At 37.5% G+C, this 19907-nt stretch carries 20 protein-coding genes; 14 read left to right on the top strand and 6 right to left on the bottom strand.

Annotated elements, in window-relative coordinates:
- Positions 1-60: 60 nt before the first annotated feature.
- Positions 61-2787 (top strand): aconitate hydratase AcnA, encoded by a 2727-nt coding sequence (gene acnA / locus P8610_RS07655; RefSeq protein WP_289495572.1) that lies wholly within the window; start codon positions 61-63, stop codon positions 2785-2787.
- Between the two features lie 37 nt (positions 2788-2824).
- Here acnA and P8610_RS07650 read toward each other — a convergent pair whose 3' ends face one another.
- Entirely contained in the window at positions 2825-2953 is a 129-nt protein-coding gene (locus P8610_RS07650) for an FbpB family small basic protein (RefSeq protein WP_082820674.1), read from the bottom strand.
- Between the two features lie 148 nt (positions 2954-3101).
- Between P8610_RS07650 and P8610_RS07645 the strand changes: the two genes are divergently transcribed.
- From P8610_RS07645 to P8610_RS07625, 5 genes are all read left to right on the top strand, one after another.
- The gene (locus P8610_RS07645; RefSeq protein ID WP_066241162.1) at positions 3102-3245 is read left to right on the top strand and encodes an acid-soluble spore protein N; all 144 of its coding nucleotides are present in this window, start codon (positions 3102-3104) and stop codon (positions 3243-3245) included.
- A gap of 106 nt (positions 3246-3351) precedes the next feature.
- Complete coding sequence (locus P8610_RS07640) at positions 3352-3861, top strand: hypothetical protein (RefSeq protein ID WP_289495571.1); 510 nt, start codon at positions 3352-3354, stop codon at positions 3859-3861.
- A gap of 47 nt (positions 3862-3908) precedes the next feature.
- On the top strand, positions 3909-4166 hold the full coding sequence (gene tlp / locus P8610_RS07635) for a small acid-soluble spore protein Tlp (protein ID WP_394603832.1): 258 nt from the start codon (positions 3909-3911) through the stop codon (positions 4164-4166).
- A gap of 84 nt (positions 4167-4250) precedes the next feature.
- On the top strand, positions 4251-4673 hold the full coding sequence (locus tag P8610_RS07630; protein ID WP_289495569.1) for an acyl-CoA thioesterase: 423 nt from the start codon (positions 4251-4253) through the stop codon (positions 4671-4673).
- A complete protein-coding gene (locus tag P8610_RS07625) occupies positions 4673-4969 on the top strand; it encodes a hypothetical protein (RefSeq protein WP_394603831.1) in 297 nt (98 codons plus the stop codon). The genes P8610_RS07630 and P8610_RS07625 overlap by 1 nt, the downstream gene beginning before the upstream one ends.
- A gap of 2 nt (positions 4970-4971) precedes the next feature.
- On the opposite strand, the gene P8610_RS07620 is transcribed toward P8610_RS07625, so the two are convergent.
- A complete protein-coding gene (locus tag P8610_RS07620; RefSeq protein WP_394603916.1) occupies positions 4972-5259 on the bottom strand; it encodes a HesB/YadR/YfhF family protein in 288 nt (95 codons plus the stop codon).
- A 207-nt stretch (positions 5260-5466) separates the two neighbouring features.
- Here P8610_RS07620 and P8610_RS07615 point away from each other — a divergent pair, with 207 nt between their 5' ends.
- Positions 5467-6093 (top strand): uracil-DNA glycosylase family protein, encoded by a 627-nt coding sequence (locus P8610_RS07615; RefSeq protein WP_394603830.1) that lies wholly within the window; start codon positions 5467-5469, stop codon positions 6091-6093.
- Positions 6094-6101: 8 nt separating this feature from the next.
- On the opposite strand, the gene P8610_RS07610 is transcribed toward P8610_RS07615, so the two are convergent.
- Positions 6102-7514, bottom strand: coding sequence for a Na+/H+ antiporter NhaC family protein (locus P8610_RS07610; RefSeq protein ID WP_394603829.1), 1413 nt, complete (start codon positions 7512-7514; stop codon positions 6102-6104).
- A gap of 472 nt (positions 7515-7986) precedes the next feature.
- On the opposite strand from P8610_RS07610, the gene P8610_RS07605 reads away from it, so the two are divergent.
- From P8610_RS07605 to P8610_RS07585, 5 genes are all read left to right on the top strand, one after another.
- Positions 7987-9522, top strand: a complete 1536-nt coding sequence (locus tag P8610_RS07605) for a DEAD/DEAH box helicase (RefSeq protein ID WP_394603828.1) — start codon at positions 7987-7989, stop codon at positions 9520-9522.
- A 208-nt stretch (positions 9523-9730) separates the two neighbouring features.
- On the top strand, positions 9731-10231 hold the full coding sequence (locus P8610_RS07600) for a metallophosphoesterase family protein (protein WP_394603827.1): 501 nt from the start codon (positions 9731-9733) through the stop codon (positions 10229-10231).
- 60 nt (positions 10232-10291) lie between these two features.
- Positions 10292-10840: a GNAT family N-acetyltransferase gene (locus P8610_RS07595; RefSeq protein WP_394603825.1), complete on the top strand. Its 549-nt coding sequence runs from the start codon at positions 10292-10294 to the stop codon at positions 10838-10840.
- Between the two features lie 100 nt (positions 10841-10940).
- Positions 10941-14453 (top strand): dynamin family protein, encoded by a 3513-nt coding sequence (locus P8610_RS07590; protein ID WP_394603824.1) that lies wholly within the window; start codon positions 10941-10943, stop codon positions 14451-14453.
- A 216-nt stretch (positions 14454-14669) separates the two neighbouring features.
- Positions 14670-14792 carry a hypothetical protein gene (locus P8610_RS07585; protein WP_394603823.1) on the top strand — a complete coding sequence of 41 codons (123 nt, stop codon included), beginning with the start codon at positions 14670-14672 and terminating at the stop codon, positions 14790-14792.
- Between the two features lie 26 nt (positions 14793-14818).
- Here P8610_RS07585 and P8610_RS07580 read toward each other — a convergent pair whose 3' ends face one another.
- A complete protein-coding gene (locus P8610_RS07580) occupies positions 14819-16273 on the bottom strand; it encodes a UDP-N-acetylmuramoyl-L-alanyl-D-glutamate--2,6-diaminopimelate ligase (RefSeq protein WP_394603822.1) in 1455 nt (484 codons plus the stop codon).
- A 128-nt stretch (positions 16274-16401) separates the two neighbouring features.
- Entirely contained in the window at positions 16402-17559 is a 1158-nt protein-coding gene (locus P8610_RS07575) for an aminotransferase A (protein WP_394603821.1), read from the bottom strand.
- A 159-nt stretch (positions 17560-17718) separates the two neighbouring features.
- Between P8610_RS07575 and P8610_RS07570 the strand changes: the two genes are divergently transcribed.
- Together P8610_RS07570 and P8610_RS07565 are read left to right on the top strand one after the other, a co-directional pair.
- Positions 17719-18978 (top strand): MFS transporter, encoded by a 1260-nt coding sequence (locus P8610_RS07570; protein WP_394603820.1) that lies wholly within the window; start codon positions 17719-17721, stop codon positions 18976-18978.
- A gap of 212 nt (positions 18979-19190) precedes the next feature.
- Positions 19191-19343, top strand: a complete 153-nt coding sequence (locus tag P8610_RS07565) for a hypothetical protein (RefSeq protein ID WP_394603819.1) — start codon at positions 19191-19193, stop codon at positions 19341-19343.
- Here the strand turns inward: P8610_RS07565 and P8610_RS07560 are convergent.
- Positions 19294-19905, bottom strand: a complete 612-nt coding sequence (locus P8610_RS07560; protein WP_394603818.1) for a cyclase family protein — start codon at positions 19903-19905, stop codon at positions 19294-19296. The genes P8610_RS07565 and P8610_RS07560 overlap by 50 nt on opposite strands.
- Between the last annotated feature and the right edge of the window lie 2 nt (positions 19906-19907).

Here is a 19907-nt window from a genome sequence, read left to right as displayed (position 1 = left end):
TTTTTTCGACAATTTTTCTCATAATCGTGTATGATTGTTACTGAAGGGAGAGAGTGGAACATGAAAAGAAATGATGTATTTAATGCCCGTTCTACTTTTGATGTTAACGGTAAGGAATATAGCTATTACCGTTTAGGAGCGTTAGAAGAAGCGGGAATTGGTAACGTATCAAAATTACCTTACTCTGTAAAAGTATTATTGGAATCGGTTTTAAGACAGTATGATGGAAAAGTAATTAACAAAGAACACGTTGAAAACCTTGCAAAGTGGGGGACAAGTGAACTAAAAGATATCGATGTTCCTTTCAAGCCTTCACGTGTTATCCTTCAAGACTTTACTGGAGTTCCGGCTGTTGTTGATTTAGCGTCTCTTCGTAAAGCAATGAAGGATATGGGTGGAGATCCTTCTCAGATCAATCCTGAAATTCCAGTTGATCTTGTTGTTGACCACTCTGTACAAGTTGATAAAGCAGGAACTGAAGATTCTCTTGCTTTTAACATGAATCTTGAATTTGCCCGTAACGAAGAACGTTACAAGCTTTTAAGCTGGGCGCAGTCTGCGTTCGATAATTACCGTGCAGTACCTCCTGCAACGGGTATCGTTCACCAAGTTAACCTGGAGTATTTGGCTCCAGTTGTTCTTACGAGCGAATCAGAAGGAGAGACAGTTGCTTTTCCTGATTCACTAGTAGGTACAGATTCTCATACAACAATGATCAACGGTCTTGGTGTATTAGGATGGGGTGTTGGTGGAATCGAAGCGGAAGCTGGTATGTTAGGGCAGCCTTCTTACTTCCCAGTTCCAGAAGTTATCGGTGTGAAACTTACAGGTACACTTCCAAACGGAACGACTGCAACTGACCTTGCTCTTAAAGTAACGCAAGTATTGCGTGAAAAGAAGGTAGTAGGAAAGTTTGTAGAATTCTTTGGACCAGGACTTGCTGAGATGCCTCTAGCAGACCGTGCGACAGTATCAAACATGGCACCTGAATATGGTGCAACTTGCGGATTCTTCCCAGTAGATGAGGAAGCTCTAAACTACATGAGACTGACTGGAAGAACAGAAGAACAGATTCAACTTGTAGAAGCATACTGCAAAGAAAACGGATTGTTCTACACTGCAGGAGATGCAGACCCAGAATTTACATCCGTTGTTGAAATTAATCTTTCAGAGATTGAGCCAAACTTGTCAGGACCTAAACGTCCACAAGATTTGATTCCTTTATCTCAGATGAAAGACAGCTTTAACAAAGCGCTTGTTGCTCCTCAAGGAAATGCAGGTTTTGGATTAACCGCTGATGAGATCAACAAGGAAGTAGTTGTTAAGCATCCAAACAACGAAACATCTACGATGAAAACAGGTGCTGTAGCAATTGCTGCAATTACAAGCTGTACAAATACATCCAACCCTTACGTAATGCTTGGTGCAGGATTAGTTGCTAAGAAAGCCGTAGAAAAAGGATTAAAAGTTCCTGGTTATGTGAAAACATCTTTAGCACCAGGATCAAAAGTAGTTACTCGTTATTTAGAAGAAGCAGGTTTGATGAGTTACATGGATCAGCTCGGCTTTAACCTTGTTGGTTACGGCTGTACGACATGTATCGGTAACTCTGGGCCATTAGCTCTTGAAGTTGAAAATGCAATCTCTAAAAACGACCTGACAGTAACATCTGTTCTTTCAGGTAACAGAAACTTTGAAGGCCGTATTCATCCGCTTGTAAAAGCAAACTATTTAGCTTCACCTCCATTAGTAGTGGCTTATGCACTAGCTGGAACAGTTAACTTTAACCTCCAATCTGATTCTTTTGGAACAGATAAAGATGGCAATGAAGTTTACTTTAAAGATATCTGGCCGACTACAGAAGAAATTAATGAAGCGATGAACAAAGCAGTTACTCCAGAATTGTTCAAAAAAGAATACGAGCGTGTATTCGATGAGAACGAACGCTGGAATGCACTGAAAACTTCTGCTGATCAGCTTTATGGTTTTGATGCTGCTTCAACATACATTCAAAACCCGCCATTCTTTGAAGAACTTTCTGCAGAACTTAAAGAGATCCAACCTCTTAGAGATCTGAAGTTAATCGCTAAGTTTGGTGATTCTGTAACAACTGACCATATTTCTCCAGCAGGAGCGATTGGCAAGGATACACCAGCTGGAAGATATCTTATTCAAAATGGTGTTGAGCCTCGTGACTTTAACTCATACGGTTCTAGACGTGGTAACCATGAAGTAATGATGCGCGGAACGTTTGCAAACATTCGAATCCGAAATGCTGTTGCACCTGGTACTGAAGGCGGCTGGACAACATACTGGCCAACTAACCAAGTAATGAGCATTTATGATGCTGCTATGAAATACAAAGAGAATGGTACTGGCCTGATGGTTATTGCAGGAAAAGACTACGGAATGGGATCTTCCCGTGACTGGGCTGCTAAAGGTACTACACTGCTTGGTATTCAAACAGTTCTCGCTGAAAGCTTTGAACGTATTCACCGCTCTAACCTTGTGTTGATGGGTGTTCTTCCGCTTCAATTTAAAGATGGAGAGAATGCGGAAACATTCGGACTTACAGGTAAAGAATCGTTTACAGTTTCAGTTGATGAAAATGTAAAACCTCGTGATCTTGTTCAAGTAACAGCAACATTTGAAGATGGATCTGAGAAAACGTTTGAAGTAATCGCTCGTTTTGATAGTGAAGTTGAAATCGAATACTACCGTCATGGCGGTATCCTTCCGATGGTACTTCGCAATAAACTGGCTCATTCATCTCAAACTCAAAACTAATACAAAAAACCCTTTGCCTTAATGGCAAAGGGTTTTTTTATGCGTTTTTTGTATGTCTTTCATCAATCTTTTTTTCAAGCTGTTCAATATAAGTTTCATCCTTAAGCAGCTGTCTTTTGTTTTCATTAACAAGCTCTCTAAAGCTCATTTTTCTATTTTTCCTCATCATGACACCTCTTCATTTGAACTATTATCAATATAGCCAATCGAATATCAAAATAATCAGATTTCATAAAAATATTTGCTGTTTCTCTGATGAATAGATGATTTTGATTAATGGAAAAGTAAAAAGAAGACGAAAGGGGGTAAGACCTTTGAGTAATCCAAAACGCTTTCCAGAAGATTTTGTACCAAATCATATCGGCACACAGCCGCGTGAGAGCAACAGCAACAACGGAAAGAAAATGGCCAACAAGTCGCATGACCATGCTGATTATGTTCCTCCAAAAGGAAAATAAATAAACTTATGTAAATATTACCTCTCCAAAATTTCACGATTGACTCCCATATATGAAAGATTTTGTCGAAAAAATGTATGTAGTGAAAGAATTAGGAGGGGTACGTTTGATTACGGCATCTGTCAAACCATTACCTGTATCACATAATAAAGATGATCAGGATTATTTATACCGACAATTAGAGATTGAAATGCAGCGATTAGGACACCTTGTTCCGTTTCGTGAAGAGTTGAATTGGGAAAAAGAAATTACTACAATTGAAGTTGGTAATGAGGAAACCCTTGATAAATTGAAAAAAGCAGCAGCAAAAAATGATGGAGTATTTTTGTTTTACGCTAAGCTTTTTAAAGGTACGGTTTATCAGCACATCATTCTTCATCCAAATACGGAAGGTTTTTATTTGCCGTTTCGATTTGAAGAACCATTTCAAATCACAGTTAAGAATAAAAGATATTGGATCGGTTCATCGATAAGACTTGCTGAAGAGTTGGCTTGGCTGGAGATCACGATGAAAAACTCAGAGGACGAAAGTGTCGTTGAATATTGGAAATATCTAACGGAACTCTGTGAAACCAGCATTCAGAACATGAGTCCAATTTTACTCCAAAAAAATTAAGAATAAGATGATCTGTTTTTTGCACAAACTATGATGGTATTACTTCAATGAAAAAAGGAGAATTCATCATGCAAAAACCAAACAAAGACGACCGCAGCAACAACGTTGAACGGTTAGAGCAAATGGTTCAAAACACAGAGCAAAACATTTCAGAAGCTAACCAAACGATGGATAACACAGAACTTACTGCTAGTCAAAAAGAGCAGATCAAAGAAAAGAACCAGCACCGCCAAGAATCTATCGAACAGTTCCAAAATGAAATTCAGGAAGAAAAAGCCTATAGAGAAGGCAATGATCTACAATAATAGAAAGACCGGCATTTTGCTGGTCTTTTTTTGATTTTTCTACTAAAGTGTAAGGAAAAGATTAAAAAGGGGTACTGAATACATATGAATTTTGTCAAAACAAGCGTTGATGTCAGATATGCAGAAACCGATCAAATGGGAGTTGTTTATCATGCCAACTATCTTGTTTGGTTTGAAATAGGCAGAACGAAACTCATTGAACATTTAGGATTTAAATATGCGGATATGGAAGCACAAGGAATTTTATCTCCTGTTACAGATATTCAAGCTTCATATAAAAAGCCGTTAACATATGGGCAAAAAGCAATTATTAAAACCGCTATAAAAGAGTATTCGGGCATAAAGGTTGTCTATCTTTATGAAATTTATAATGAAGAAAATGTGCTATGTGTCACAGGAGAATCCACACATGTCTGTGTAAGAAAAGATAACTTCAGACCGATCTCAATAAAAAAATATTTTCCAGAATGGCATGAAGCATATTTAAAAGCGAGTATGGTCGACTGATGGCTTTTGGGATAAATCGTTCACAGCTAAAAGATTGGAAAGCAGAAGTTGAATCAGGGAATATAGCTTTTCTCACACACTTTTGGTATGATCCGCGTTTTCCAAATGAGAAAAGCGTTACAAAAGTAGGGTGCAGAGATATTCAAAAATTAGTACGTTGGGGAAAGCAATATGGCTTAAAAAAAGAGTGGATTCATGAAAGAGATGCTTATCCCCATTTTGATTTATTAGGGGATAAGCAAAAAGAGATTATGAAAGTAGAAGGGCGTAGCGAAGAACTGAAAAAGTTTTTATAATGTTAATTGGTATTGATTGTGTTATGAAAGTCATATTGAATTTCTCCGTTTTTTACAGAAACGGTTAAATCATTACCATCAAAAAACCATTCATCTTCTTCTTCAATAAAAAAGGTTTGTTCGTTCATGGTTAGTTCTGCTGCAGGGTGTTTAGGTGTATCTTTTGTTATGCCTAATGAAAAGCCGTCTTGTACGGTACTGCAGCCTCCAAGTCGCACAAAAAAGCGGATAGAATCATCCGGAGTTGCTTGGAGATCGTTTATGACATGTTTAGCTGTATCTTCATTCATATTAATTTTCAAATGTATTTCACTCCTTGAGATGCATTTTAGGTAATGATGTTATTGTGGCATATGCTAGTTGTATTCACAATCAAAACGATTATGTAAAAGTTCTTTGAAGTTATTGATGAGAAGGAACAGGATGAACTAAAAGCAAGAATTGATTTGATAATAAGATTTCTATCGATTCTGTTATGTGAAATAGGGGGCATTGTCATGAAAATCCATTCTTTTTTTACAGATGCTAAATCTTTATATAGTGTTCAAGACATTACAACAAAAGAAACAGAAATAATATTTATTTTAGAGTCACCACATAAAGAAGAAATAAAAGCGGGTGTCCCTCTTGCAGGGCTTTCAGGAAGATCGATGGCAAAAGAACTGTTTTTAGAAGAAGAAATACTTCCCATGGGCATATTTTTAAAACAAGCCATTTTAAACAAAAAGAAAACCATCTATGGTATTGTGAATGTTTGCCCATTTCCTCTTCAACAAACCGCTTTTCCTGATTCAGTATTTGTTGATAAGTATAAGGATGAAATACAAATTGCAGAAGCAATAAGGATCAGTTCAGCTAAACTTTATAAAGATGAAAACAAAGCTGCCTTTGACAAATTGCTTGTAGAGAATTTTGAGTACAGGCTTTCATCACTAATAAAAGAGAATACCATCATCGTACCGTGTGGAAGGTTTGCTGAAAAATATGTGAACAAGCTTTCAATTAAAGAGGATTTAACCATTCTCTGCGGAGTTCCTCACCCTTCCTATAATTCATGGTCAAGGGAACGATATCGTGGTGTTATACACGAATTAAGAGAAGAAGGAAAAAAACGAACCTCCTAAGTGGAGGTTCAAAAGAAGAACACTGTAACTCCATAAAGTACTGCGGTTATTCCTGCTGCAATAAGAGCGGGTTTCAATTTATATCTCGCATACGTGATAACGGAGAGATTGAGTATGCGGGCAATTGTATTCGTATCATCGCTTAATGGTGAAGCGAATGCTCCAAATGTGCCGCTTGCAAAAACAGCACCAATTACAAGAGGCAGAGATACGTCAGCGACACCTGCCATCGAAACACCGAGAGGCATTAATATCCCCCACGTTCCCCATGCAGAACCTATAAAATAAGAAACGGCACAGCCGAATATAAACAGCAACGGAACTATGACTGAAGCCGGAATCCAGCCGGCATATTGTGTGACGAATGCAGAAAAACCAAGCTCTTCTGTTACTGAAGATAAGCCCCAAACTACCGCTAGCAATACAATCACACTCATCAGTTCATTACCGCCAAAAATGAAACCGTTCAACAAGTCTCCTATTTTCATTTTTTGAAACCGCAGGAAAAGAAACGTGAAGATTGTCGTGAACAAAAGAGCAATTAACATCGCATCCATTACATCAGCAGATATAAAGGCTTCAAAAAAACCGCCTTGTGTTTTCTTATACCCATCCCACCAAGTTAAAAATAGAGTAAGGGACACGACTAAAAAGAGAGGTATGAGTAAGTTAAACGGTTTGTTAGGAAGTTCACGGTTAACCGCAGGATCACAGCTATGCCAATCATCATCTTCTTTTTCACCCACTGCTTTAGGATCACTTTCTTCTGTCGATTTTGAGTGATGAAAAAAACTTAAGTAGATTCCTACAAGAATCATGACAAAAGAAAAAAAGTTAAAAGGTATGCTTTGAATAAAAAGGGAATAGGGATCAGCTTTTATATTTTCATTTTTTAATGAAATGTCCACGATTGACGTCATGTAACCAACAAAAGCAGTTGCGATTGGAATTAAAACAATGATTGGGGTTGCTGTTGTTTCAATAACGAAACCAAGCTCTTGAGTTGACATTTTAACTTTCTTTAAGAGTGCTCTCATGATAGGAGCAATCGTAACAAAACGAAAACTAGGGGCGGCAAAGGTACCTATCGTTGAAACATATGTTAAAAACAATGCCCCTCTTTTTGTTTGAATTCGGTTGGAAGCTTCTTCAACAAAACCTTTTATTCCTCCAGAAAGTTTTATCATTGAGATTAGACCTGAAAATGCATACAAAAATACTAGAATTTTTATATTTTTAGGATCGATCAGTCCTTTTACTAAAAAAGAAACCATCTTTTCAAGTCCGCCAACAAGTGTTGGATGCAGAAGATAAGATCCTGTTAATAAGCCTGCTATCAACCCTGGCAATACTTGTTTTGTCTTGATAGCAATAGGAATTACAACTAAAAACGGTATGACTGAAACCCAGTTTTGATCCATAATGGTCCTTCTTTCACACAAAGGTAATACTGTTAGCGTGCGATGGTTTCAAAAATTTATTCTTTCTTATGTATCGAAATGATGTTTCATCTAAAACTCCATTGGTTAAAATAATACCGTTCTGCCTAAAATAACACATGTTTAAAAGATGTGTTAGAGAAAGATTCAATACCACTTGCAATGGAAAGAGTTGCATTTATTATAGTTACGTGATAAGTTTAACAACGGAATATATATGGACGGAACAAGTTTGAATTACGGATAGCCTTGTAACTATTAACGTTTAATTTTTACGCATATTCACATGGCTAAGCATTTCCAGTCAATAAAACCCGCGGAAATGCTATTTTATGTGCAAATCATGATGTATTTTGAAAAAACAAATTGGCCGGCAGCTTTTGCAATTTATTCGAATGCCGAGTCCACGAGGTTATCGTAAAACCTTTTTCGTCACAGAAAAGGAGATAGAACATTGACAACATTTCAAGAATTAGGACTTAGTCCTGAGTTGCTTCAATCCATCAACAATATGGGATTTGAGGAAGCAACACCGATTCAGCGTGACACCATTCCAACAGCACTTAAGGGGACTGACCTTATTGGCCAGGCACAAACAGGGACTGGTAAGACAGCTGCATTTGGTATACCGCTAATCGAAAAAATGGATACTAGATCACGATTCGTTCAAGGAATCGTATTAGCTCCAACTCGTGAGTTAGCTGTTCAAGTAGCAGAAGAACTTAATAAAATCGGTCAATTTAAAGGAATCAAAACATTGCCGATCTATGGTGGACAATCCATTGTTCGACAAATCAAAGCATTAAAAAATGGTCCACACATTGTAGTAGGAACACCTGGACGTGTGCAAGACCATATCAATAGAAAAACATTAAAGCTTGATAGCGTTCATACAGTTGTGCTTGATGAAGCTGATGAAATGCTTAACATGGGATTTGTTGAAGACATTGAAAAGATTTTAGAAAACGTTCCAACAGAACGTCATACGATGCTTTTCTCTGCTACAATGCCTAAGCAAATTCAGAACTTAGCTGCAAAATTCATGAAGGACGTATTGCTTATTAAAGTAAAAGCGTCTGAAATGACTGTTAAGAACATTGAACAAGAATATGTTGAAGTAAAAGAACGTCAAAAATTTGATGCACTTTGCCGCTTCATGGATATTCACTCTCCAGAGCTTGCGATCGTTTTCGGACGTACGAAGCGTCGTGTAGATGAATTATCTGAAGCATTAAGCAAGCGTGGATATTCAGCTGAAGGGATTCACGGTGACCTTCCGCAAGCAAAACGTGACAAAGTGTTGCGTGCGTTTAAAAACAACACGATCGAAGTTCTTGTTGCAACTGACGTAGCTGCTCGTGGTCTTGACATCTCTGGTGTATCTCACGTTTATAACTTCGATATTCCTCAAGATCCAGAAAGCTATGTTCACCGTATTGGACGTACTGGTCGTGCAGGAAAAACAGGTTATGCCTTAACGTTTATCACGCCGCGTGAGATCGATCACCTATACACGATCGAAAAAATTACAAAGCGTAAAATGGTAAAACGTGCGATTCCTTCAGTATCAGAAGCAATGGAAGGACAACAGCAGATTACTCTGGAAAAGTTGATGGAAGTAGTTGAAGAAGATAACTTTAACGGTTATAAGCAAACAGCTGTCGAGTTACTAGAAGAAAACGATTCAGTAACGCTTTTAGCTGCAGCTCTTAAGCTTCTTACAAAAGAACCTGATACGACTCCAATCAATCTTACAGATGAGCCGCCACTATCAGTTAAAAAGAGACGTCCTAACAATCGTTTCTCTGATCGCAGACGTTCTGGAGGCCCTAAAAGAGAGGGTGGAGGCGGAAGAGACAATCGCCGTTCTGGATATTCTAAAGGTGAGCGCAGTGGTTCTCGTGATGGCGGAAACCGCAGCAGCAGCGGCAGCCGTGATCAATCATACCGTTCACAAAAACGTGTTCGTGAAGATTTTAAAAACAGATAAGTATAACGAAAGCAAGGGGAATCTACCCTTGCTTTTTTTGCTCTTTTTATGAAGATAATGAAACAGATTAAGCGATAAAATTAAAAGATTAAGCGGTTATTCATATATATTAGTTGTTAAATGAGAAATAAAGGCGATTCGACATTACTCCGGTTGCAACGCTCAAACATAAAAAAGAGTGTAAATGAACTTGGGAAGGATGACTTCATTGAAAAAGATTTTAATTATCTCTGATACTCATATGCCGAAAAAAGGTACAACAATTCCTGAACCTATCCTAACAGTGCTAAAAAATGGTGTGGATTATATTTTACATGCAGGAGACTGGACGACGGAATCTTTATATGAAGAATTACAATCGTTTGCGCCTGTTTATGGAGTAAAGGGTAACGTGGATAATGGAACATGGAGCAGCACACTTCCTGAAAAAGTACTTTTGGAGCTAGAAGAAGTAAAGATTGCTATGGTCCACGGTCATCTTGGAAAAGGAAGGTCCACACCTGAGCGTGCTTTTAGAGCGTGCGAAGATGACGATGTGGATGTAATAATTTTCGGACACTCTCATATCCCGTTTCATGAAGTAAAAGATAACAAGATCCTCTTTAACCCTGGTTCACCAACTGATAAAAGAAGAGAAAAGCAGTTCTCGTTTGGGCTTGCTGTTGTTGAACAATCAACGATAAAGCTCAACCACCATTATTTTTCCTGATGAATGACAACATATAAACGAGACATAATAATACAATCATAGCAATGGAGGAATAATAGCATGCCATATGGGGACAGCTTTTCATTTACAGCAAAAAATGGTGAAGAAATCATCTTAAGACCCGTAGAAGAACAAGATGCAAAAGACATTACAGCACATGTTGAGGCAATCGTAAAAGCAGGAAGGTACCTCCAAAAAGAACAACCTCGTTCTGTTTCTGAAGAAATTGAATTTATTAATGAGGTCAAACAAAAAGAAAACATGTACACAGCTGTTGAGCGTAAAGGAAAAGTTGTAGGAATAGCGAGAGTCCTAAAAGGTGAACTTCAAATGAAAAAGCATACAGGTGTGTTCAGAACATGGATCCATCCTGATGCGCAAGGTCTTGGAATTGGAAAAGAATTATTGAATTATACACTTCGTTGGGGTGAGAGTAATAACTTACATAAAATTTGGCTTACCGTTTTTTCCGGCAACGAAAAGGCTGTAACGGTCTATGAAAAAGCAGGTTTTATAATAGAAGGAAGACAAAAGAATCAAGCTATCATCGATGGTGAAATGGAAGATGAGATTTTTATGGCTTACTTTTTTGATAAAATGAAAAAATAACTCAATCGGAATCCGGTTTAAAAAGATAATCAATGGTGAAATCGCTATCATATATATGGTAAAGTGGATAGTGATACAGTATTGAAGACAGGTGGATACGATGAAGTCAACTCAAAAAGAACTGCTATATACAGAAAAACAACGTTTGATCTCTTTATATGAAGAGTTCCATGAAATGAAACAACTAAAAGAAGAAGAACAACTGAGCAAACTTTTCCTTAAAGTAGCAAAGGAAGAGTTTGCTATAGCTTTTTGCGGCCATTTTTCTGCGGGAAAATCAAGTTTGATCAACGCCCTTTCTAAGACAGGAATACTTCCTTCCTCTCCGATCCCAACGAGTGCTAACATTGTTAAAATGATACAGGGAGATCCAAAGGCAGTTGTTCAATTGAAGAGTAAAGAAATAGTGACATTTAATGATCCTTACGACGTAAATGAGATTAAAGCTCTATGTAAAGATGCAGAGCTTGTGGAAGCGATAGAAATATATTATGAATCCAATGGTGATCGATCAAATATTGCTTATTATGATACACCAGGTATCGATTCTACAGATCCTCTTCATAAAAAAGCTACTGAAAATGTGGTGTACTTAGCGGATTTAATCTTTTATGTAATGGATTATAATCATATTCTTTCTGAAACTAATATTGAATTTATTCAATCATTGATTCATAGAGGAAAAGCTGTTCGACTTATTGTTAATCAGATTGATAAACATAGAGAAGATGAGCTTAGTTTTCATAACTTTAAAGAAAATGTGTTTAAAACATTTCAAACATTTGGGATCTCAAAAGAGCATATCTTCTTTACGAGTGTAAAGAAGCCAAGTTTTTCACACAACGACCTTACCGCACTAATGGCATACATTAAAAAGATAGAAATGAACAAGGATGCCTTGCTATTAGAGCAAATCAATCGTCAGCTGCAGCACTTTGTAAATGACTTTATCGAGAAGACAGATGATGACCAGCCTGCATTAGATGCGGTAAATGAAAAGTTAAAGCTCCTTTCTCATAACCGTGATGAGCTTGTACGACAGCTATCAATGAATGAGCAGTCTGTAAAAGAAAAGATAGAAAACATTAGAAATCATATGGTCAACATACTAGATTCTGCTCAGCTGATGCCTTTTGAGACGAGAGAAAAGGCAGGATTGTTTATCGAGTCAGCTAAAAAAGACTTTAAAGTCGGTTTATTCTTTTCTAAGCAAAAAACAGAACAAGAGCGGAAAGAACGATTAATAGCTTTTCAAGAAAAACTTCAAGAATCGGTTGATGCGCACGTCAATTGGCATGCTATAACTTATATAAGTTCACTCCAAAAAGAGATCAGCGAAGATTTGCCAGATTGGCAGCCGATACAAGTAAAAGAAGAGTTGTTGTATTCATTTGTACAATCTGGTTTGTCATCTCAAGGACAAGGACTTTTAAATTATTGCAATAGCATCTCTAACGAAATAAAAAAATTAGCACGGCAGCAAATTAGCGATTGTTTAACATTTGCTTCTGAGCAATTGAACCATTCGAATAGGGAAGAGTTATTAAGTCTTCAAACAGAATTGAAACGAAAAGAACAGGAAATAGTTAATCTGCAGAATGAAAAAGAAGTTGCAGAAACATGGGAAGAACAAAAATACGAATTAAATAAAATCCTTAATACTGACTTGCCAGGTCATCATTCTGTAAGTGAATTTGAAAAGATGTTGCTAGCAGAATATCATCCTATCTCAGTCGAATTGTTCAAAACTAAGTTTGATCAGCAAACAGAAGTTGATGATGAAATAGGGCCTGATACTGCTGCAAATGTAACAAGTAAGATTTCACAATCTGCATCACTTCAAAAGGAAACAGAGAATCTTTCAAAGACAGCTGCAATTTTAAAGCCTTTGTCAGGACTCACTCATTTAGCGGAAGAGATGGAGACGCTTCAGCATCGATTTGAAAAACGGTCATTTACGATGGTTCTTTTTGGTGCATTTTCGGCTGGTAAATCTTCCTTTGCGAATGCTCTATTCGGTGAAAATATTCTTCCATCTTCACCAAATCCGACAACGGCTGCAATAAATGAAATCAGGTTCCCAGATCAAGATAATCAGCACGGTTCAATCGTAATTCAAATGAAGAGCGAGGAAGAAGTTCTTCAAGAAATGAATATTCTTTTAGAAACATCACAACACGATTTAACGTTCATAACAGAATCAAGTGATGAAAAGATAAGTTCTTATAGAGAAGGATTCGGATGGGCGAACAAGCATTTGGGGAAGACTCTTCATTCAGATCTAACTGACATAAGTACCTATGCAGCAGATGAGACGAAAGCTTGTTTTATTAAAAAAATTACAGTTTATTATAACTGTCCGTTAACAGAAAAAGGATTAGTTCTAGTAGACACACCAGGAGCAAATTCTATTCATTCCCGTCATACTGAAGTAGCTTTTGAGTATATGAAGCATGCAGACATTATTATTTACCTGACTTACTTTAATCACGCGTTTTCATATGCTGATCGAGAGTTTTTAATTCAGTTAGGAAGAATCAAAGATACCTTCACCTCAGATAAGATGTTTTTTGCCATTAATGCTTCTGATTTGGCAGATAATGAAGAGGATAAGAAGGACGTAGTGAATCACGTTAAAAGTAATCTTCTTACTTTTGGGATTCGAAACCCGAGATTGTTCCCGGTGTCGAGTAAAAACGAATTAATTCACTCTGAGCGTGCTAACAGCGGTTTTGGTCCTTTTACTTCGAGTTTGTACTCGTATATTGAGCATGATCTAGAGCAAAGCATGATAAAGAGTGCACGGGCTTCAATTACACATGCCAGCCTTACCATACAAAATATCATTAACGAAACAAAGCTGCGCATGGAAAAAGAAGATGAGTATATAGAATCCTTGCAAATAAGAGAACGAACGCTTATTGATTATGGAAAGAGTCATGTCACATTTTCAAGAAAACAATTTGACCAAGAGCAAAAGGAACTTCTTTATTATATTAAACAAAGAGTATTGATTCGTTATCATGACTTTTATAAAGAGACGATTCATCCTGCTGCTGTGCAAAGTTCTAAAGCAGCTTTATCAGACTGTATAAAAGAGCTTTTCGTCAAACTTTCACATGACTTGAATCAAGAATTTAAAGCTTGCTCATTAAGGTTAGATAATTGGATACAAAAAGGTTTAAAAGAGAAAATAGAACACATGATTGATAAAGCTAACGACGAAGGAGTAAGTCTGCAGCAATCCGATCATACGAACTTATACAGCACACCTGCATTTTCTTTGGCTATAGAAAGTAAAGATGAAACACAGCAAAAGAAATGGTTATCTTATTTTAAGAATCCAAAACAATTCTTTGAGCAGAACGGTTCGATGGATCTTAAGAATGATCTTGTAAATGAAGTAGACAAAAAAGTGGAGAACTGGCTGATAGAAGCGAATAAGATGTTATCCGAACATTATGATGCTATACTGTTAAGCGCGGAAACGAATGCAAGACAGCAAATCATCAATCAATTGACTGCCTATTTCGAGGAATTAAAGAAGCCTGGAGATTTAGAAGAACGATTGCAGCAGATGCAGCACAGCTTGAAACAATTACAGGAGCTCTAATAACGAAAGCTCTTTACCAAAATTAGCTTTTGAGGATGGTGTTGTATACTTCATTGACAAATTGATTGAAGTATAAGGTGCGTGCTTACTAGCTACTTTCAATGATACTAAAAACAACCAGCACTCAAGGAAGAGTGCTGGTTGTTTTATTTGGCTATTTTCTAGACTTGTTTGCTTTAAAATGTTGTCTTCTATGCCAGTTGATTGGAGAGCAAGGTGGGAGACTCCTGCGGGACAGGCGGGCAGGTGAGACACTTAAGAGTGAAACGTACAAATGTGGCTCACCGCTTGCCCCGCGGAAAGCGAGCACCTGGAACGGAAATCAACCACTTCCAATAACAACGTTTGCGAAAACAGCCTTTTATTTAAATCAATGTTGGTTTATTCATCGATTGAAACAATTCGACAGTTTTAAGATCAGAATCAGACGGATGTGTATACGTTTCTTTATACTTTTCAGGTCCTTTTCCTGTAATAATCACTACAGAGTTCTCAGGAGCTTCTTCTAAAGCAAAGAAAATCGCTTCAGTCCGATCAGGGATGATGTCAGGCCGGAGGGAACCTTTTGGAATAGCTTCTTGTGTTTCTTGAATGAGCTGATCTCGATCCACACCGTTTAAATCGTCCACAGTTAAAATGGTTTTCGTCGTATATTCTGAAGAAATGCTAATCATTTCACTGCGTTTAGTTAGATCTCGGTTGCCTCTGAATCCAAACACATGATATAGTGGCCGATTACCTGCTTTTTTGCTTGCTGCTTCAAGCACTTGAGATACACCATCAGGAGTATGTGCATAGTCAACAATAACTTCTGTCCCATTAAGAAGGGTGATTTCTTCAAATCGTCCAGGAATTCCTTCAAAACTTTTTAAATGTTCGACAGAGCTTTTAATAGGTATTCCATAATCTAAGGCTGCAGCAATTGCAGCGGTTGTATTTAACGCATTATATTCTCCCGGCAACGGTAAAGGTACGGTTACCTGAAGCGTTTCATGTACCAAATTAAATGAATTTTTTCCTACATCTTCTATATAAAAATTGTCAGTTTTTTGCTTACCGTATGTCCAAACTTGAAGATCATTTTTTGAATTCAGTTCTTCTGTTAGACGTTTCCCATAAGGACCTTCACTGCATATAATAGCTGTTCCTTTATTTTTTAAATAGGAAAACAATTTAGCTTTACAGAGATAGTACGATTCCATTGTTCCGTGATAGTCCAGGTGGTCATGAGTTAAGTTCAAGAAGATTGCTTGATCATAAGTGATTCCTTCAATTCTTTTTTGTTCGAGACCATGTGAACTAACTTCCATAACAACCGCATCATCATTGCTCTCACTTAACATCTGCTGCAGAGTAACTGGGTCAGGGGTCGTATGTGTACTCTTCACTTTATTACCATTAATATAGTGATATACGGTACCGAAAAGAGCGGCAGAAGTACTATGTGAAACAAGTATGTGCTGTAATAAAAAAGAGGTAGTTGTTTTGCCGTTCGTACCAGTTATACCTGTCATTTTATGTTTTTTATATGGTTCATCATAAAAGTAAGAAGCGGCAAGACTCAATAATCGCTTCGTATCTTTAGCATAAAAATAATGACCTAGTCCGATATCCTCATCATACTCTCCGATAACGGCTGCTGCACCATTTTCGAATGCTTCTTGTATGTACTGATGGCCATCCGCTTGCACGCCAGAAATAGCAAAAAACAAGTATCCAGGTTTCACTTTTTTTGAATGAGAGGTAATCCCTGTGATGATAGGATCATCCTCAGTAGTAATTGAAATATGCAAGTGGCTTAATAAACCGTTTAACTTCACAAAAACGCATCCTTTGAATAAATTAATTTTAGTTTTTTTCTAATTCAAGTTTCTATACAGAGACTTTGAATTAACCGTAATATCTTTATGTTAACTTATTCGAAAAAACTGCCGAATTTGAGGGCAGTTTAAGTAAGAGAATTTATAAAGTTTTCGATTCCATCCATACCTTTTTTTAACTGCTCCATAGAGGCAGCGTAAGAAATTCGAATATACCCTTCTCCAAGAGTAGTGAAAGCATCACCGGGAACAACCGCAACTTCTTCATTTTGTAACAGCTTTAATGCAAATTCATAAGAAGATAATTCGAATTTTTTTACCGATACAAAAAGATAAAATGCTCCGTTCGGTTTTTCAAAGGAAATCCCCATCTTATTAAGCCTGCTGTAGCAGTAGTCTAAACGTTCTTTGTATGCTTCACGCATTTCTGATGCATCATCTTTACCATTCGTTAACGCCTCAATAGCAGCTGCCTGAGAAATGGTGGACGCGCATGTGACATTATATTGATGAACTTTTAATACATGCTGCAACAGGTTTTGAGGACCGAACAAAAGTCCAATTCGCCAGCCTGTCATGCTGTGTGATTTAGACAGACCATTTATGACAAATGTCTTTTCCCTCATTCCTTCAAAGTGAGCAATCGATCGATGCTTGCCGTTGTACTTAAGTTCGCTATAGATTTCATCTGATAGTACAAAGATGTCTTTCTCGCTCAAATATTGCGCGAGCTCCTTTAATTCTTGATCTTCAAGTACAACCCCTGTTGGATTAGATGGGGAAGGTATGATAATGGCTTTTGTTTTGTCAGTGATATGTTTGTCGATCAGTTCTGGAGTAACTTTAAATCCCGTCTGTGTTGTATCCATATATATAGTGTTCGCACCACATAAAGTGATTACGGGTTCATAACCAGGATAAACAGGAGCAGGAAGCAGAACATCATCATGATTACTTAAAATCGTGCGCAATGTAATATCAATCGCCTCGCTAGCTCCTGCAGTAACTATAACTTCACTTAATGGATCATATGTAAGCTCATATTTTTCTTTTACAAATTCAGAAGCGGCTTCTCTCAGTTCAAGATAACCAGCGTTATGAGAATAAACGGTTTGATTGTTATGTATAGCAGCTATAGCGGCCTCTTTGACGTGTAATGGAGTCGGAAAGTCCGGTTGGCCTAATGTTAAGGAGATGGCATTTGGAAACTGAGCAACTTCATTAAAAAACTTGCGAATCCCTGATATTTGAATTGATTTAGCTTGATCGTTTAGTAAATGCTCCACAAAGAATAACTTCCTTTCATTTTCTTCAAAAATTGCAAAAAGTACGTTCCCATAAGTGTATCTTTAATTGCTTTCTTCAGTCAATGGGTGTATTTTCTTGTATGGTTTTATGACTTTTTACAATACTAATGAGGTAATAGTACGGTAGTGGAGGAAATTATGGAAGCAAAGAAAAAGTTGGACTTACTTGCACTCGCATCCATTCCCCTTGTAATGACACTGGGGAATTCTATGCTTATACCCGTATTGCCTGAAATAGGAAAAGAACTTAATATTAGTTCGTTTAAGGTTTCGCTGATTATTACCGTTTATTCGATTGTTGCCATTCTTTTAATACCGATTGCAGGATATTTGTCCGACCGTTTTGGCAGAAAAAAAGTAATAATACCTAGCCTTTTTATTGCTGGAATCGGTGGATTGATCTCGGGTTGGGCTGCTTGGCAAGCCGATAATGCATTCACGTTTATTCTTATTGGGCGTTTTCTACAAGGTGTTGGTTCTTCTGGTGCGGCTCCTGTTGTTTTACCGTTAGTAGGAGATATGTTTAAAGATGAAGAAGAGGTAAGTTCAGGTTTAGGGTTGATTGAGACTTCAAATACGATCGGTAAAGTTTTAAGTCCGATATTGGGTGCGTTTTTAGCAACAATCATCTGGTTTTTACCTTTTTGGCTCATCCCGGTATTCTGTATTCTTTCTATTGTTTTAGTATTATTTTTAGTTAAAGTACCTAAAAAAGATCAAGAACAGCAGCCTTTTAAGGAATACATCAAAAACATAAAGAAAATTTTTCATAATGAAGGCAGATGGCTTTTCGCTATTTTTATAATCGGCGGCATCATTATGTTTGTATTGTTCGGCATTTTATTCTATCTGTCCACGATTTTAGAAGAAAAATATGGTGTAAAAGGGATTATGAAAGGCTTAGTAATCGCTTTGCCTCTACTTGCTTTATCAATTGCTTCTTTTATTGCAGGAAAAAAGATCAAGCAGAATAAAGTAGTTATGAAATGGTGTACATTCTCATCTATGGTCCTTTTAGGCGGATCGGTATTTTTAATCACATTTACTGAGAACGTTTATTTTTTATTAGGTGCACTATTCATAGCTGGCATTGGTATAGGTGCTGCTTTGCCAAGTTTGGATGCACTTATCACAGAAGGAATTGAGAAAGAAGCAAGAGGTTCCATCACATCGATCTACAGCTCGATGAGATTTGTTGGAGTTGCGTTAGGCCCACCTATATATGCAATTTTAATGAAATCTTCTCATGAGCTCGTGTTTTACACATCAGCAGGAGTTAGTATCGTTGGAGCGATTGCTGCATTCTTTGCTATAAAACCAGAAAAAGAAAAGGGCGGGGGAGATGAGGGAAAGAAAGATCCTCAAGTAAGCAAAAAGTTAAAACCGGCCTTAGAATAGTTTAAATAAAAAAAGCAGCGGAAAATCCGCTGTTTTTTTAATCTGGCTTTCTTCTATAGGATTGTTGCTTTGGAAGCATTTTGTTCAATTCTCTTCTAAGATAAGTTTATTGGAGTGTAAGGTGTGAGACTCCTCGAAAATTAAACATCAAATTTTCTTCGTGCGATGTGTCGCTGCCGTAGCATTCCTTGTCCTGCGGGACAGGCGGGCAGGTGAGACACTTAAGAGTGAAACGTACGAATGTGGCTCACCGCCTGCCCCGCGGAAAGCGAGCACCTGGAGCGGAAATCAACAACTTTCAAGAGCTACAGAGTGTTATTGTTCAATTAAGACAATCCTTGCAGGTGATGCATCCAATCCTCTGATTTTAAGAGGAGCAGCTACCATCAAGTATTCACCTTCAGGTACTTCTTTTAATTGAAGTCCTTCAATAATGATTACGTTGTTTTGAAAGAGCTGCTTATGAGTAGGATGATTTTCTTGTGCTCGCTCAACACCTAGTGCATCAATCCCAACTCCCGCTACACCAATCTCGGCCAAAACTTTAGCCGCATCACTGTTCACATAGATAAATTCAAAGTTAAATTCTGTGTCCCAAGAATTTTTTGTTTTAAAGAGAACAAAGTCATCTTTTTGAATATCTTTTCCAGCAAGATCTTCAGCAGATATGAACTCGCGTGAACTTGTAAGATCAATTACTTTTGCTTTTCGAACAAGTTTTTCGATCGCCAGTGTTTCGATCGTATCACCGCCAGGTACCATGTGCAGTGGTGCATCTACATGTGTACCTGTGTGAACATCCATTGCGATCCTTGTTTCTGTAACATGACCGTTTTGTGCAGTATTAAACTGAGGCTGTTTTTCAGGTTTGTTTTTATATACCGGCATACCTTCATAGATTGGTAAAGAAACATCATAAATCTTCATGG

Origin of the sequence: Fictibacillus sp. UD, from assembly GCF_043558025.1 — a bacterium.
Lineage (GTDB): Bacteria > Bacillota > Bacilli > Bacillales > Fictibacillaceae > Fictibacillus.
This window is presented reverse-complemented; position numbering and strand designations above follow the sequence as displayed.